Origin of the sequence: Pseudomonas sp. Leaf129, from assembly GCF_001423465.1 — a bacterium.
Classification (GTDB): domain Bacteria; phylum Pseudomonadota; class Gammaproteobacteria; order Pseudomonadales; family Pseudomonadaceae; genus Aquipseudomonas; species Aquipseudomonas coleopterorum.
Genome location: NZ_LMOC01000001.1, coordinates 1,440,220 through 1,453,704 on the forward strand (window position 1 = coordinate 1,440,220; position 13,485 = coordinate 1,453,704).

Sequence of the window (13,485 nt, forward strand, 5' to 3'; positions counted from 1 at the left end):
AGCTGGCAATTGCCACTGGAGAACGTTTGAGGGTGGTTCTCGGTCCTATCGGTACGATCTTCTGGCAGGGCGGTGGACCATGGCGTTGATACCCGATCTATCCGGCAGTGCGTCTGCGCTGATCTGTGGCGCCAGCCAAGGCATCGGCCTGGCGTTGTGCGCGCAGTTGTTGCAGCGTGAGGATGTGGCCCAGGTCTATGCGGTTTCCCGGCAAGCCACGACCAGCGCCGAGCTGGCGGCGTTGGCTGAGCGCCATGGGCCTCGTCTGGTCAGCCTCGATTGCGATGCGCGCGATGAACAGGCCCTGCAGCGGCTGGCAGATGCGGTGGCGGCCGATTGCGCTCATTTGCACGTGGTGATCAGCACGCTGGGCATTCTGCATCAGGACGGCGCGCGGCCGGAAAAAGGGCTGGCCCAGCTGGATCTGAGCAGCCTGCAGGCGAGCTTCGCCACCAATGCCTTCGCCCCCGTGCTGCTACTCAAGCATCTGCTGCCCTTGTTGCGCAAACAGCCCGCCACCTTCGCCGCGCTGTCGGCCAGAGTCGGTTCGATCGGTGACAACCGCCTGGGTGGCTGGTACAGCTATCGCGCCAGCAAGGCGGCGCTCAACCAGCTGTTGCGCACGGCCAGCATCGAGCTCAAGCGTTTGAATCCTGCGGCCACGGTGTTGGCTTTGCACCCAGGCACCACCGACACCCGGCTCTCGCAGCCCTTCCAGGCCAACGTCCCGGCGGGCAAATTGTTCGACCCCGATTTCGCCGCCCGTTGCCTGCTCGAATTGATCGGCCAGCACGGACCGGTGCAAACCGGCAGCTTCTGGGCCTGGGATGGCCAGCCCATACCGTGGTGAATCTGACGCATTTCCCTGTAGCAGCGGCGCGAGCCGCGTCCGGGACCGCCGCAGGGCAGCTGACACACCGCGTGCGCAGTGACGCGGCTTGCACCGCTGCTACAGGGGATTGAGGGATTCGATCCATTGGATGTGTCGGGCCAGTTCGAGGCGTTTGCCGTCGAGTCCGCTTTGGCGAGCGTGGGCCAGGCGTTCGAGGGTGCGGCGCTTGAGGTGCAGCAGGCGTTGCCATTTGGCCAGGAACGCCGGAGTACGCTGGCGCAACTGCAAGGGTCCGAAAAACAGCTCCTGGGGGCTGTAGGTCACCGGTTCGCCGTGATCGGCCACGATGATCTCGTAGTCGAAGCGGTTTTCCCGCAGCACTTCTTCATGCCGGATGCGATAACCATTGTCCATCAGCCACTGACGCAGATCGCATTCGCCGCCATTGGGCTGCAGGATCAATCGCTCGCCACGGGTCAAATGCGCCCTGCCCGCCTGCAGAATGTCGCGGATGGTTTCCCCGCCCATGCCGCACAGGCTCACCGCCGTGATTCGATCGTTCGCTTCGATCGCCGCCAGCCCGTCGGCCTGACGCACGCTGATGCAGTGATCCAGCCCGCTCTCGCGAACGCTGCGCCGGGCCGCCAGAAACGGCGTCTGGGCGACCTCACCGGCAACGGCCTGGGGGATGACACCACGCAGTACCAGCGCCACGGGCAGGTAGGCATGATCCGAACCGATGTCAGCCAGGTGCGCGCCGACGGGGACCTGGGCGGCCACGCGCTCCAGACGATGGGACAAGCTGTGCGGATTCACGAGCGATCGGTTCTCTTGATTGGGCGCGCATTCTGGCGAGCGCGCCCGTGCATTTCAACTCATCCGACAGGGTCCGCAGCAACCTGTGCCGCCAACAGTCGGACGATCCACTCACGGCTATGGACAAGGGCCTTGTCGGCCATGGGCGTGGGGAAGTGGATGAAACCGTGGGGCGACACTGGCAACAGACGCAGGTCCACTGGAGCCACCTTGCCCCAGCGTTCGGCCATGAGCAGGGTGTCGTCGCGCAGCGGATCCAGCGCCCCGACGAACATCAGCGCAGGCGGCAGGCCTTGCAGGTCACCGTACAGGGGCGATACCACCGGCTGCCGGCGTTGCTGATCGTCCAGGTCCGGGGTCAGCAGGCGCAACGCCTCGACCATGCCCGGGCCGTCCAGCACCAACGTGTCGGGCCCTGCGTTGCGCACGCTGGGGGTGCCGGCCAAGTCGAAGACACCGTAATACAACAGTGCACCGCACACGCGCTGCAGCAACGCGGGCCATTGCTTGAGCTGCAACAGAGTAGCGGCGGCCAGATGCCCACCGGCGGACTCGCCGACGACGATCACCGGCAGGTCGGCAAACTCGGGAAAGCTATCGCCCAACACGCAGCGCGCGGCCACCAGGCAGTCGTCGAGCAGGCCTTGCAGGGGCGTCGAGACAGCCAGGCGATAGTCGACCGAGACCACGGCGACATCACAGGCCTGCACCAGTGCGATGTTGAGGTCATCGTTCATCTGGGCATTGCCGATGACCCAGCCGCCGCCGTGGAAATCCAGCACCAGACCCTTGGGCGGCCGGGATGGCCGCAGGATGCGCACCTTCACCGGGCGGGCGTCGGGCAGGTGCAGCAGGCGCTCTTCGATGGCCACGCCATGGCGCACGGGCTTGAGCGAGCTGGCCAGTTGCCCTGCACGGAGCAGGGTCTGGATCAGCATCGGGGTAACGCGGTTGCGAATGCGGAACCGCGGCAGGCGGCTCAGGGTCTTGTTGAAGCGCTCTGCCTGCGCGATCTGCAGTGCATCGAACGACCAGCTTTGTTCGGTCTCCACCGGGGTGCCCTCATGCATGGGTAGATGTCAGATAGGAGGGTCTGCGCGTGGCGCGGTTCCCCCATGAGCAGATCACGCGATTAGCGACTATGCTGGCCGTCTTGGTGCCCGTCATCGAATACCGTCGGATCGTTGCAATGGATCATCTGAACCGCACGCGCGGGTCGCTGTTCAAGTCGGTCTGCGCCCTTTTGCTGTACAGCCTGCTCGACACAGTCGCCTGGGCAGCGAGCCCGCGTGCCTTCGATCTGTACATGCCCGAGGCGCCGCCGCTGAGCATGGCCGGCGTCGCAGGCCAGCAAGGCATCGTGGCCGATGCCGCCGGGCAGGCCATGGTGCTGGCGGGCTATCGTATGAACACCCACATACTGCCCTGGCTCAGGGCGCAACGCACGGTGCAGCAAGGCCAGGACATGCTCATCGTGCCCCTGTCGCGCACTCCTGACAGGGAAGCGGCCTACACCTGGATTGCGCCAATCATGAGTATGGACCGGGCGTTTTTCAGCCTTGACCAGCGCGTCGAAAGCTTCGCCCAGGCGCGTCGCACCTATCATCGCATTGCGGTGGGCATGGGCAGTGCGCAGGAACGCAAGCTGTATGACGAAGGATTCGATGCTTCGCAGATCTACCCGCTGCGTATCGGTGAGAATCCGGCGCAGATGCTGCTGCTGGGGCGCGTCGATGCCTGGTTCAATGGGGTGCCCGAGTCGAAATACATCTGGCGGCAGGTGTCCGAACGGCCGTTGCTGATGAGCCCGGTGCTGATGACGTCGGATCTGTATCTGGCCTGTTCGAAGAGCTGTTCGCCGCAGATGGTGCGCAGTCTGCGCGACGCGGTGCAGACCCTGCATCGCGACGGTTCGATAAAGCGGTTGGTGGAGCGATACCTGACCGCCCCGCTTTGAGCACGGTGGTGCTGCCGAACGCGGTGGGTCAGAACCAACGCGGCGATCCCGGACGCGGCTCGCGCCGCTGCTACAGGGGCCGTGCATGCCGCGTTGGCGGTGCAGGCAGGTGGCAAATCCGGCTCGCGCCACCCGTGTAGCAGCGGTGCAAGCCGCGTCGGCGGTGCACGCGGTGGATCAGGGTGAACGCGGCGWTCCCGGACGCGGCTYGCGCCGCTGCTACAGSGGCCGTGCATGCCGCGTCGGCGGTGCAGGCAGGTGGCAAATCCGGCTTGCRCCACCCGTGTAGCAGCGGTGCAAGCCGCGTCGGCGGTGCACGCGGTGGATCAGGGTGAGCCCGGCGTTCCCGGACGCGGCTCGCGCCGCTGCTACAGGGRCCGTGCATGCCGCGTCGGCGGTGTACGCGGTGGGTCAGGCCTGGGCGCGGGCGCTGTGGAGTTTCTTGTAGCTGTCGATCAGGCGCAGATGACGATCCAGGCCTTCGAGCTTCATGCTCGTGGGCGTCAAGCCATGGAAGCGCACGCTGCCGTCCACCGAGCCCAGCGCTGCATCCATCCGCGCATCGCCGAACATGCGGCGGAAATTGACCTCGTAATCGGCCATGTCCAGATCGCTGTCCAGCTCCACCTCGAGCACCACGTTCAAGGCCTGGAAGAACAACCCGCGTTCCAACGTATTGGCGTTGTACTGCAGGAACATCTCGACCAGCTCCTTGGCGTCGTCGAAGCGCTCCAGCACCAGCTGGATCAGCACCTTCAACTCCAGAATGGTCAACTGCCCCCACACCGTGTTCTCGTCGAACTCGATGCCGATCAACGTGCGGATATCGGTGTAGTCGTCCAGCTCCGACTCCTCCAGGCGTTGCAACAGATCGCCCAGTGCATCGTCATCCAGACGATGCAGGTTGAGAATGTCTTCGCGGAAAAACAGCGCCTTGTTGGTGTTGTCCCAGATCAGGTCTTCGATCGGATAGATCTCCGAGTATCCCGGCACCAGAATCCGGCACGCCTTGGCGCCCAGGTGCTCGTAGACCGCCATGTACACCTGCTTGCCCATGCCGTCGAGAATGGCGAACAGCGTCGCCGCTTCCTCGGTATTGGCGTTGTCGCCCTGAGCGGTGAAGTCCCAGTCGGCAAAGGCGAAGTCGGCCTTGGCACTGAAGAAACGCCACGACACCACGCCGCTGGAATCGATGAAGTGCTCGACGAAGTTGTTCGGCTCCATCAGGGCATGGCTTTCGAAGGTCGGTTGCGGCAAGTCGTTGAGCCCTTCGAAACTGCGGCCCTGCAGCAGCTCGGTAAGGCTGCGCTCCAGCGCCACTTCCAGGCTTGGATGGGCGCCGAACGACGCGAACACGCCGCCGGTGCGCGGGTTCATCAAGGTCACGCACATTACCGGGAAGCGCCCGCCCAGGGAGGCGTCCTTGACCAGCACCGGAAAGCCCTGCTCTTCCAGCCCCTGAATGCCTGCCACGATGCCGGGATAGCGCGCCAGCACCTCGGCCGGAACGTCGGGCAGTGCCAGTTCGCCTTCGAGAATCTCGCGCTTGACCGCCCGTTCGAAAATCTCCGACAGGCACTGCACCTGGGCTTCGGCCAGGGTATTGCCGGCACTCATGCCGTTGCTCAGGTACAGGTTCTCGATCAGGTTGGACGGGAAATACACCGTCTCGCCATCCGACTGACGCACGAAGGGCAGCGAGCAGATGCCGCGCTCGATGTTGCCCGAGTTGGTGTCGTACAGATGGGAGCCACGCAGTTCACCGTCCGGGTTGTAGATGGCCAGGCAGTGGGCATCGAGGATCTCGCTGGGCAAGGCATCCTTGCGGCCTGGCTGGAACCAGCGCTCGTCGGGGTAATGGACGAAGTCGGCCTGGGCGATGTCCTCGCCCCAGAACTGGTCGTTGTAGAAGAAGTTGCAGTTCAGGCGCTCGATGAACTCACCCAGTGCCGAAGCCAGCGCGCTTTCCTTGGTCGCCCCTTTGCCGTTGGTGAAGCACATCGGCGAGTAGGCATCGCGGATGTGCAGGGACCAGACGTTGGGCACGATGTTGCGCCACGAGGCGATCTCGATCTTCATGCCCAGCCCGGCGAGGATGCCGGACATGTTGGCGATGGTCTGCTCCAGCGGCAGGTCCTTGCCCAGGACATAGGTGCTGGCGCCCACCTGTTGGGTCGGCATCAACAGGGCCTGGGCATCGGCGTCGAGGTTGTCGACTTCTTCGATGATGAAGTCCGGCCCGGTCTGCACCACCTTCTTCACGGTGCAGCGGTCGATGGAGCGCAGGATGCCCTGGCGGTCCTTGGCCGACATGTCCGCAGGCAGCTCGACCTGGATCTTGAAGATCTGGTTGTAGCGGTTTTCCGGGTCGACGATGTTGTTCTGCGACAGGCGAATGTTGTCGGTGGGAATGTTGCGCGTGTTGCAGTACAGCTTGACGAAGTACGCCGCGCACAGTGCCGACGAGGCCAGGAAATAGTCGAAAGGCCCCGGCGCCGAGCCGTCGCCCTTGTAGCGAATGGGTTGGTCGGCCACCACCGTGAAATCGTCGAACTTGGCTTCAAGTCGAAGGTTGTCGAGAAAATTGACCTTGATTTCCATGGGGGAGCACCTGATGCAAGCAAAAACGAATGGCGCGCATTATCCGGTTTTTTCACCTGTGCGTCTTGGGCGATCACCGACGGCGGTAGTCGGGCAGGCGAACGGACCGCTGTGGCGATACTAAATCGCCGCCACCAGTGAATTTTTTGGTGTCAATTTGTATCTCATGGGGACAAGCCGTTTTGACACAAAGAGAAACATCGATGAAATCTCGTAGAAAAAAAGTCAACCCGATCGGGTTGAACGACATCACCATCGTCGACGACGTCAAGATGCGCAAGGCGATCACCGCCGCCGCGCTTGGCAACGCCATGGAATGGTTCGACTTCGGCGTCTACGGCTTCGTGGCCTACGCGCTGGGCAAGGTGTTCTTCCCGGGTGCCGATCCCAGCGTGCAGATGATCGCGGCCCTGGCCACCTTCTCCGTACCTTTCCTGATTCGCCCCCTGGGTGGCCTGTTCTTCGGCGCACTGGGCGACAAATACGGCCGGCAGAAAGTCCTCGCCGCCACCATCGTGATCATGTCGTTGAGCACCTTCGCGATCGGCTTGATTCCGTCCTACGACTCCATCGGAATCTGGGCCCCGATTCTTTTGCTGCTGGCGAAGATGGCCCAGGGCTTCTCGGTGGGCGGTGAGTACACCGGCGCTTCGATCTTCGTCGCCGAGTACGCTCCGGACCGCAAGCGTGGCTTCCTCGGCAGCTGGCTGGACTTCGGCTCGATTGCCGGTTTCGTGCTTGGCGCCGGCGTAGTGGTCGGGATCTCAGCCGTGATCGGCGAGGAGAAGTTCCTCGACTGGGGCTGGCGCGTGCCGTTCTTCCTGGCCTTGCCGCTGGGCATGATCGGCCTGTACCTGCGCCATGCGCTGGAAGAAACCCCGGCGTTCCAGCAGCACGTCGACAAGCTCGAACAGGGCGATCGCGAAGGCCTGGCCGGTGGCCCGAAGGTTTCGTTCAAAGAGGTGGCGACCAAGCACTGGCGCAGCCTGCTGACCTGCATCGGCATCGTGGCGGTGACCAACGTCACCTACTACATGCTGCTCACCTACATGCCCAGCTACCTGTCGCATAACCTGCACTACAGCGAAAGCCATGGTGTGCTGATCATCATCGCAATCATGGTCGGCATGTTGTTCGCGCAGCCGGCGATCGGTTATGCCAGCGACAAGTTCGGCCGCAAGCCCTTCATTCTGTTCGGCAGTATCGGCCTGTTCTTCCTGGCCATTCCGGCCTTCATGCTGATCAACAGCGGCAAGATCGGCCTGATCTTCGCCGGCCTGCTGATGCTGGCCGTGGTGCTGAACTTCTTCATCGGCGTGATGGCCTCGACGCTGCCGGCGATGTTCCCCACGCACATCCGCTACAGCGCCCTGGCCAGTGCTTTCAATGTCTCGGTACTGATCGCCGGCCTGACGCCGACAGCGGTCGCCTGGCTGGTGGAAAGCACCGACGACCTGTACATGCCTGCGTACTACTTGATGGTGTTCGCCGTGATCGGTTTCGTCACTGCCATCACCATGAAAGAGACCGCCAACCGGCCTCTGCGTGGTGCGGCACCGGCGGCGTCGGACATCGAAGAAGCCCGTGAGCTGCTGGTCGAGCACCACGACAACATCGAGCAGAAAATCGAAGACATCGACACGCAGATCGCCGAGCTGGAAGCCAAGCGCAAGTCCCTGGTGGAACAGCATCCGCGCATCAACTAAGCCTCGACCTGGCCTGGCTGCGAACCGCGCCCGCGGCTTTCAGCCTTTGGCCAGGCGCTCGCGCAGGTAGTCGACCACGGCGACCTGGTCGCCGGCGAATTCGATCCGCGACGCCTTGCTTTCACGCTGGTAGGCGTACATCGGATCGTAGTACTCGTGCAGCAAGCCCTCGATCCACCCGCGATGCAGATCGACCTGACCACTGCGCTGCTGTTCGTCCAGCGCAGCCTGCATCAGGCCCTGCAGACGCTGATGTCGCTCGCCGCCCAGGCGCTTGTAGATCCGATCCAGGCTTTGCAACAGACGCTCGGCAAACTGCTCATGGCCCTCTTCGCCGTGCAGGCTGACGAACTCCGCGCACAGGTCCACCACGTAGTCACGCAGAATGCGCTCGACACGGTTATCGAAGCTGTCTTCCAGCCACACCAAGGGATAACCCTGCATGCCCTGATGCAGGGACAACGGCACGTTGCAGCTACCGACCAAACGGCTTTCGTCTTCGAGCACGAACTGCTCAATGCCGGCGGCGCGCTTTTTCAGCACATCGATGGCCAGGCGGTTCTCGAAATCGATCTGCGCCGGCTGCCCGGTCGCGCGCTTGCCGAAGCTGGAGCCGCGATGATTGGCATGCCCTTCCAGGTCCAGGGCATTGCTCAACTGCGCCAGTACGTCGGTCTTGCCGGTGCCGGTCATGCCGCCCAGCACCACGAACCGGCATTGCTCCACCGCCTGTTCGAGGGTGTCGAGCAGGAAGCTGCGCATGGCCTTGTAGCCGCCCAGCACTCGCGGGTAGTCGATCCCGGCTTCGTGCAGCCAGCGTTGCACGGTCTGCGAACGCAGGCCGCCGCGGAAGCAGTACAGGTAGCCGTGCGGATTGGCCTTGGCGAACGCCGCCCAGGCCGCGATCCGGCGTTCCTTGATGTCGCCTGACACCAGGCGGTGGCCAAGGGCGATGGCCGCCTCCTGGCCGTGCTGCTTGTAGCAGGTACCGACCTTCTGCCGTTCCAGGTCGTCCATCAGCGGCAGGTTGTGCACACCGGGGAAGGCGCCCTTGTCGAACTCGACCGGCGCGCGGGCGTCCATCATCGGCACATCGCCCAGGAACAACGCGCGGTAGTCGCTGCTGTTGTCACGCATCAGATCACCTCGACCGCATGGGGCAGACGTTCGATCAAACTGCCGATGGGTGCCAGTTGCAGGCCCAGTTCCGCGGCAAGGGCGACGAACTCGGCCTCACCGGCGGCGCTGACCGCGACCAGCAGGCCGCCGCTGGTCTGCGGGTCGCAGAGCAGGTCACGCTGCTCATCGGTCAGGGCAGCGATGCGATCGCCGTAGCTTTCAAAATTGCGTTGAGTGCCGCCGGGCACGCAGCCCTCGCGCAGGTAGTGATCGATGCCGGGCAAGCGCGGCACGGTGGCGTAGTCCAGGCGTGCGGTCAGTTGCGCGCCATCGGCCATCTCGACCAGGTGCCCGAGCAGGCCGAAACCGGTGACGTCGGTCATGGCGCTGACCCCGGCCAGTTTGCCGAAGCGACTGCCGGGCTTGTTCAGGGTGCACATCCAGTCGCGGGCCACGCCGACGTCTTCGTCGCGCAGCCTGGATTTCTTCTCGGCGGTGGTGAGGATGCCGATGCCCAGCGGCTTGGTCAGGTACAGGCGGTCGCCGACCTGGGCGGTGTCGTTGCGCTTCATGTGGCGCTTGTCGACCAGGCCGGTCACCGCAAGGCCGAAGATGGGTTCGGGGGCGTCGATCGAATGCCCGCCGGCCAGCGGAATGCCGGCGGCGTCGCACACCGCGCGGCCGCCGCGGATCACTTCGCGAGCCACTTCCGGCGGCAGCAGATTGACCGGCCAGCCGAGAATGGCGATGGCCATCAACGGATCGCCGCCCATGGCGTAGATGTCGCTGATCGCGTTGGTGGCCGCGATGCGCCCGAAATCGAACGGGTCATCGACGATGGGCATGAAGAAATCGGTGGTGGACACCACCCCGCGTTCCTCGTCGATCGCGTACACCGCAGCATCGTCGCGCGAGGCATTGCCGACCCACAGCTTGGGGTCCAGGTTCTGCGCGCCGCTGCCGGCCAGGATCACTTCCAGGACCTTGGGCGAGATCTTGCAGCCGCAACCGGCACCATGGCTGTATTGGGTCAAACGGATGGGCGAATTCATGGCAGCCTTCTCGAGGTCCGGGAAACAGGCTGCGAAGTCTATCAAAGCTGGCCTTTCCTGCAGTGACTCTTATAATCGCGCCACCTCTATCCTTGCGTACCGGGCCTGGCCCGCGCGCCTTGCGCCACCTTTCGGAGACCCACCATGTTCAAGCGCTCCCTGTCACTGGTTGCCGGCCTTGCCCTGTGCGCCAGCGCGGTCACCAGCTTCGCCGCCGACGTTCTGCGGGTGTCCGCCATCCCCGACGAGGCGCCCACCGAACTGCTGCGCAAGTTCAAGCCGCTGGGTGCGTACCTCGAGCAGCAGACCGGCATGAAGGTCGAGTTCGTGCCAGTGGCCGACTACCCGGCGGTGGTCGAGGCGCTGGCCACCGATCGTCTGGACATGGCCTGGCTGGGCGGCTTCACCTTCGTCCAGGTGAACCAGAAAACCGGCAACGCCATTCCCCTGGTGCAGCGTGAGCAGGATGCCCAGTTCACCAGCAAATTCATCACCAGCGACCCGAACGTCAAGTCGCTGGCTGACCTCAAGGGCAAGAGCTTTGCCTTTGGCTCGATCTCGTCGACGTCCGGCAGCCTGATGCCGCGCTATTTCATGCTGCAGGACAACATCAAGCCTGAGACCTATTTCAGCCGCGTCGCCTACTCGGGCGCCCATGACGCCACCGCCGCGTGGGTGCAGGCAGGCAAGGTCGACGCCGGCGTGCTCAATGCCAGCGTCTGGCAGAAGCTGGTCGACAGCGGCAAGGTCGACACCAACAAGGTCAAGGTGTTTGCCACCACGCCGACCTACTTCGATTACAACTGGACCGTGCGCGGCACCCTCGACCCGGCGCTGGCGGAAAAGCTCAAGCAGGCGTTCCTTGCCCTCGATCCGGCCAAGCCCGCAGACAAGGCCATCCTCGACCTGCAGGCAGCCAGCCGCTTCATCGCCACCAAGCCTGAGAACTACAAGGGCATCGAGGACGCCGCCCGCGCTGCCGATCTGTTGAAATGACCCTGCGCCTGACGGCCGTCGACCTGCGCCACCGCAATGGGGTACAGGCTTTGCGCGACGTGCATCTGAACATTGCCGCCGGGGAGCGCGTGGCGATCATCGGTCCGTCGGGCGCCGGCAAGTCCAGCTTGCTGAATGTGCTGGCGACCGCCCTGCAGCCCAGCGCGGGCGAGCTCGCGGTGCTGGGCGTGCAGCCCTGGCAGCTGAGCAGTCGCGCGCGACAGCGCCTGCGCGCGCGCATCGGTCTGATCCATCAGGCCCCGCCGCTGCCGCCCCGGCAGCGGGTGGTCACGGCGGTGCTGGCTGGCAAGCTGGGGCAATGGGGTCTGGGCAAGAGCCTGCTCAACCTCCTGCATCCGGTGGACATTGCCGGCGCCCGTGCGCTGCTGGCGCGGCTGGACCTGGACGACAAGCTGTTCGCCCAATGCCAGCAGCTGTCGGGCGGGCAATTGCAGCGCGTTGGCATCGCTCGCGCCCTGTACCAACAGCCAGCGCTGTTGCTGGCCGACGAGCCGGTCTCGGCGATGGACCCCAGGCTGGCCCGGCATACCCTGGACCTGCTCTGCCAGCACGCCAGCGAACAGCGCGTCACCCTGGTGGCCAGCCTGCACACGGTGGAGCTGGCATTGGCCTGCTTCCCACGAATCATCGGCGTGCGCGACGGCCGGATCGCCTTCGACCTGAGCGCTGCCGAAGTCACCCCACAGCGCCTGGATGACCTGTATGCCAACGCGCAGCTGAGCCCTGCCCCCACGTCAGCGGACACCGCGACGCCCTGGCTGCCGCGATGCTGAGTCGGCACCACCGCGATCCGGCCGCTCTGCCGCGGCTGCTGCTGGCCGCCCTGGCCGTACTGTTGCTGTGGCCCGGCATCCGTCTGGCCGAGCTGAACCCAAGCGTGCTGTTCGATCCGGCCGTCAGCCGATCCACCGGTGCCTTCCTGGCCGGTTTCTGGCCGCCGGCCCATGACCAGGACTTTCTGGTGCTGCTGTGGGACGCGACCTTGCAGACCTTGGCCATCGCCACGGCGGGCATGTTTCTGGCGTTGGTGCTTGCAGTGCCCGCCAGCCTGCTCGCCAGCCGCGCCTTGTCGCTGTCGGCGGCCAGCATCGGCGTTCGCCCTGGCTGGCCGGGCACCTGCGTGCGCTGGCCGGTGCGTGGCGTGCTGATCTTTCTGCGCAGCGTGCCGGAGATCGTCTGGGCCCTGCTCTTCGTCCGCGCCGTGGGCCTGGGCCCGACCGCCGGTGTGCTGGCGATTGCCATCACCTACGCGGGGATGCTCGGCAAGGTGTATGCCGAGATCTACGAGTCGATCGATCAACGTCCGGCACAGGCCCTGATGCGTGCGGGCGCCGGGCGCCTGGCCGCGTTCGCCTATGGCACGCTTCCGGCCGCTGCCGCCGAACTGATGTCGTACACCGTATATCGCTGGGAGTGCGCAGTGCGCGCCTCGGTGGTGATGGGCTTCGTTGGCGCCGGTGGGCTGGGCCAACAGATCGACCTGTCGATGCGCATGTTCGCTTCCGCCGAAGTGGCCAGCATCCTGTTGACGTTCATCGTGCTGGTGCTGTTCGCCGACCTGCTCAGCCGGGTGCTGCGAGGGCGTTTCACATGAGGCGCCTGGGCAATGCGGCGCTGGTAGTGGCCATCATCCTGGCGGTGGTCGCCTCCTTCGCCTATCTGGGCCTGAACCCATTCAACCTGGGCGATGCCGACAGCCTGGGTCACATGGCCCGTTACGCGGCGCGCTTCCTGTCTCCGGATTTCACCGCCGGACACCTGTGGGCCGTGGGCCATGCCTCACTGGAAACGCTGGCGATGTCGGCGCTGGGCACGTTGCTGGCCGCGATGGCCGCCTTGCTGCTGGCCATTCCCGCCGCCGGCCGATTGGGCTGGCCGATGCAGGGTTTTGCCAAGCTGCTGCTCAATGCCTTGCGTGCAGTACCCGAACTGGTCTGGGCGGTGCTGATGGTGCTGGCCGCCGGGCTCGGACCCAACGCTGGTACCTTGGCGCTGGCCTTGCACACGGCCGGTGTGCTCGGCCGGCTGTTTGCCGAAGCGCTGGAAAACACCCCGCCCGAACCTGCCAACGCGATCCGTCTGCAAGGCGGCAACGCCTGGCTGGCGTTCTGCTACGGGACCCTGCCCAACCTCTGGCCACAGCTGCTGGCCTATACCCTGTACCGCTGGGAAAACAACATTCGCATGGCCAGCATTCTCGGCTTCGTCGGTGCCGGTGGGCTGGGACAGATGCTTTACGTCAGCCTCAGTCTGTTCCAGGAAGCGCGCGCCAGCACGCTCATTCTGGCCATGCTGCTGCTCGTGCTGGGGGTGGATGCCCTGAGTGGCTGGATGCGCCAGCGCTGGATTCGTCACTAGCTAGGGTCTAGCAGCCACCCGCCTGTC

Annotated in this window: 12 protein-coding genes; 7 read left to right on the plus strand and 5 right to left on the minus strand. The window is 64.6% G+C overall.

Annotation, left to right across the window (positions count from 1 at the left end):
- Positions 1 to 79: 79 nt before the first annotated feature.
- On the plus strand, positions 80 to 850 hold the full coding sequence (locus ASF66_RS06275) for an SDR family NAD(P)-dependent oxidoreductase (protein ID WP_056843156.1): 771 nt from the start codon (positions 80 to 82) through the stop codon (positions 848 to 850).
- 99 nt (positions 851 to 949) lie between these two features.
- On the opposite strand, the gene ASF66_RS06280 is transcribed toward ASF66_RS06275, so the two are convergent.
- Together ASF66_RS06280 and ASF66_RS06285 are read right to left on the minus strand one after the other, a co-directional pair.
- The gene (locus ASF66_RS06280) at positions 950 to 1,648 is read right to left on the minus strand and encodes a tRNA (adenine(22)-N(1))-methyltransferase (protein ID WP_056843157.1); all 699 of its coding nucleotides are present in this window, start codon (positions 1,646 to 1,648) and stop codon (positions 950 to 952) included.
- Between the two features lie 59 nt (positions 1,649 to 1,707).
- The gene (locus tag ASF66_RS06285) at positions 1,708 to 2,700 is read right to left on the minus strand and encodes an alpha/beta hydrolase (RefSeq protein WP_056843158.1); all 993 of its coding nucleotides are present in this window, start codon (positions 2,698 to 2,700) and stop codon (positions 1,708 to 1,710) included.
- Between the two features lie 137 nt (positions 2,701 to 2,837).
- Here ASF66_RS06285 and ASF66_RS06290 point away from each other — a divergent pair, with 137 nt between their 5' ends.
- Complete coding sequence (locus ASF66_RS06290) at positions 2,838 to 3,605, plus strand: substrate-binding periplasmic protein (RefSeq protein WP_056843456.1); 768 nt, start codon at positions 2,838 to 2,840, stop codon at positions 3,603 to 3,605.
- A 411-nt stretch (positions 3,606 to 4,016) separates the two neighbouring features.
- On the opposite strand, the gene ASF66_RS06295 is transcribed toward ASF66_RS06290, so the two are convergent.
- Positions 4,017 to 6,206, minus strand: coding sequence for an OsmC domain/YcaO domain-containing protein (locus tag ASF66_RS06295; RefSeq protein ID WP_056843159.1), 2,190 nt, complete (start codon positions 6,204 to 6,206; stop codon positions 4,017 to 4,019).
- 203 nt (positions 6,207 to 6,409) lie between these two features.
- Here ASF66_RS06295 and proP point away from each other — a divergent pair, with 203 nt between their 5' ends.
- Positions 6,410 to 7,912 carry a glycine betaine/L-proline transporter ProP gene (proP, locus tag ASF66_RS06300; RefSeq protein WP_056843160.1) on the plus strand — a complete coding sequence of 501 codons (1,503 nt, stop codon included), beginning with the start codon at positions 6,410 to 6,412 and terminating at the stop codon, positions 7,910 to 7,912.
- 39 nt (positions 7,913 to 7,951) lie between these two features.
- Here proP and mnmH read toward each other — a convergent pair whose 3' ends face one another.
- On the minus strand, positions 7,952 to 9,049 hold the full coding sequence (mnmH, locus tag ASF66_RS06305) for a tRNA 2-selenouridine(34) synthase MnmH (RefSeq protein ID WP_056843161.1): 1,098 nt from the start codon (positions 9,047 to 9,049) through the stop codon (positions 7,952 to 7,954).
- Positions 9,049 to 10,083 (minus strand): selenide, water dikinase SelD, encoded by a 1,035-nt coding sequence (selD, locus tag ASF66_RS06310; RefSeq protein WP_056843457.1) that lies wholly within the window; start codon positions 10,081 to 10,083, stop codon positions 9,049 to 9,051. Before selD ends, mnmH begins: the two co-directional genes overlap by 1 nt.
- A 144-nt stretch (positions 10,084 to 10,227) precedes the next feature.
- On the opposite strand from selD, the gene ASF66_RS06315 reads away from it, so the two are divergent.
- The 4 genes from ASF66_RS06315 to phnE are packed head-to-tail and all read left to right on the plus strand — an operon-like array spanning position 10,228 to position 13,458.
- Positions 10,228 to 11,079: a putative selenate ABC transporter substrate-binding protein gene (locus ASF66_RS06315; RefSeq protein ID WP_056843162.1), complete on the plus strand. Its 852-nt coding sequence runs from the start codon at positions 10,228 to 10,230 to the stop codon at positions 11,077 to 11,079.
- Entirely contained in the window at positions 11,076 to 11,873 is a 798-nt protein-coding gene (locus ASF66_RS06320; protein WP_056843163.1) for a phosphonate ABC transporter ATP-binding protein, read from the plus strand. The genes ASF66_RS06315 and ASF66_RS06320 overlap by 4 nt, the downstream gene beginning before the upstream one ends.
- Positions 11,867 to 12,694, plus strand: a complete 828-nt coding sequence (locus ASF66_RS06325; protein WP_056843164.1) for a PhnE/PtxC family ABC transporter permease — start codon at positions 11,867 to 11,869, stop codon at positions 12,692 to 12,694. Before ASF66_RS06320 ends, ASF66_RS06325 begins: the two co-directional genes overlap by 7 nt.
- Positions 12,691 to 13,458: a phosphonate ABC transporter, permease protein PhnE gene (gene phnE / locus ASF66_RS06330; RefSeq protein WP_056843165.1), complete on the plus strand. Its 768-nt coding sequence runs from the start codon at positions 12,691 to 12,693 to the stop codon at positions 13,456 to 13,458. The genes ASF66_RS06325 and phnE overlap by 4 nt, the downstream gene beginning before the upstream one ends.
- Positions 13,459 to 13,485: the final 27 nt, after the last annotated feature.

Coding starts and splice junctions, on each gene's coding strand:
- selD (WP_056843457.1), bottom strand. CDS start 10,083: ATGAATTCGCCCATCCGTTTGACCCAATACAGCCATGGTGCCGGTTGC.
- phnE (WP_056843165.1), top strand. CDS start 12,691: ATGAGGCGCCTGGGCAATGCGGCGCTGGTAGTGGCCATCATCCTGGCG.
- ASF66_RS06290 (WP_056843456.1), top strand. CDS start 2,838: ATGGATCATCTGAACCGCACGCGCGGGTCGCTGTTCAAGTCGGTCTGC.
- ASF66_RS06295 (WP_056843159.1), bottom strand. CDS start 6,206: ATGGAAATCAAGGTCAATTTTCTCGACAACCTTCGACTTGAAGCCAAG.
- ASF66_RS06315 (WP_056843162.1), top strand. CDS start 10,228: ATGTTCAAGCGCTCCCTGTCACTGGTTGCCGGCCTTGCCCTGTGCGCC.
- ASF66_RS06275 (WP_056843156.1), top strand. CDS start 80: ATGGCGTTGATACCCGATCTATCCGGCAGTGCGTCTGCGCTGATCTGT.
- ASF66_RS06320 (WP_056843163.1), top strand. CDS start 11,076: ATGACCCTGCGCCTGACGGCCGTCGACCTGCGCCACCGCAATGGGGTA.
- mnmH (WP_056843161.1), bottom strand. CDS start 9,049: ATGCGTGACAACAGCAGCGACTACCGCGCGTTGTTCCTGGGCGATGTG.
- proP (WP_056843160.1), top strand. CDS start 6,410: ATGAAATCTCGTAGAAAAAAAGTCAACCCGATCGGGTTGAACGACATC.
- ASF66_RS06325 (WP_056843164.1), top strand. CDS start 11,867: ATGCTGAGTCGGCACCACCGCGATCCGGCCGCTCTGCCGCGGCTGCTG.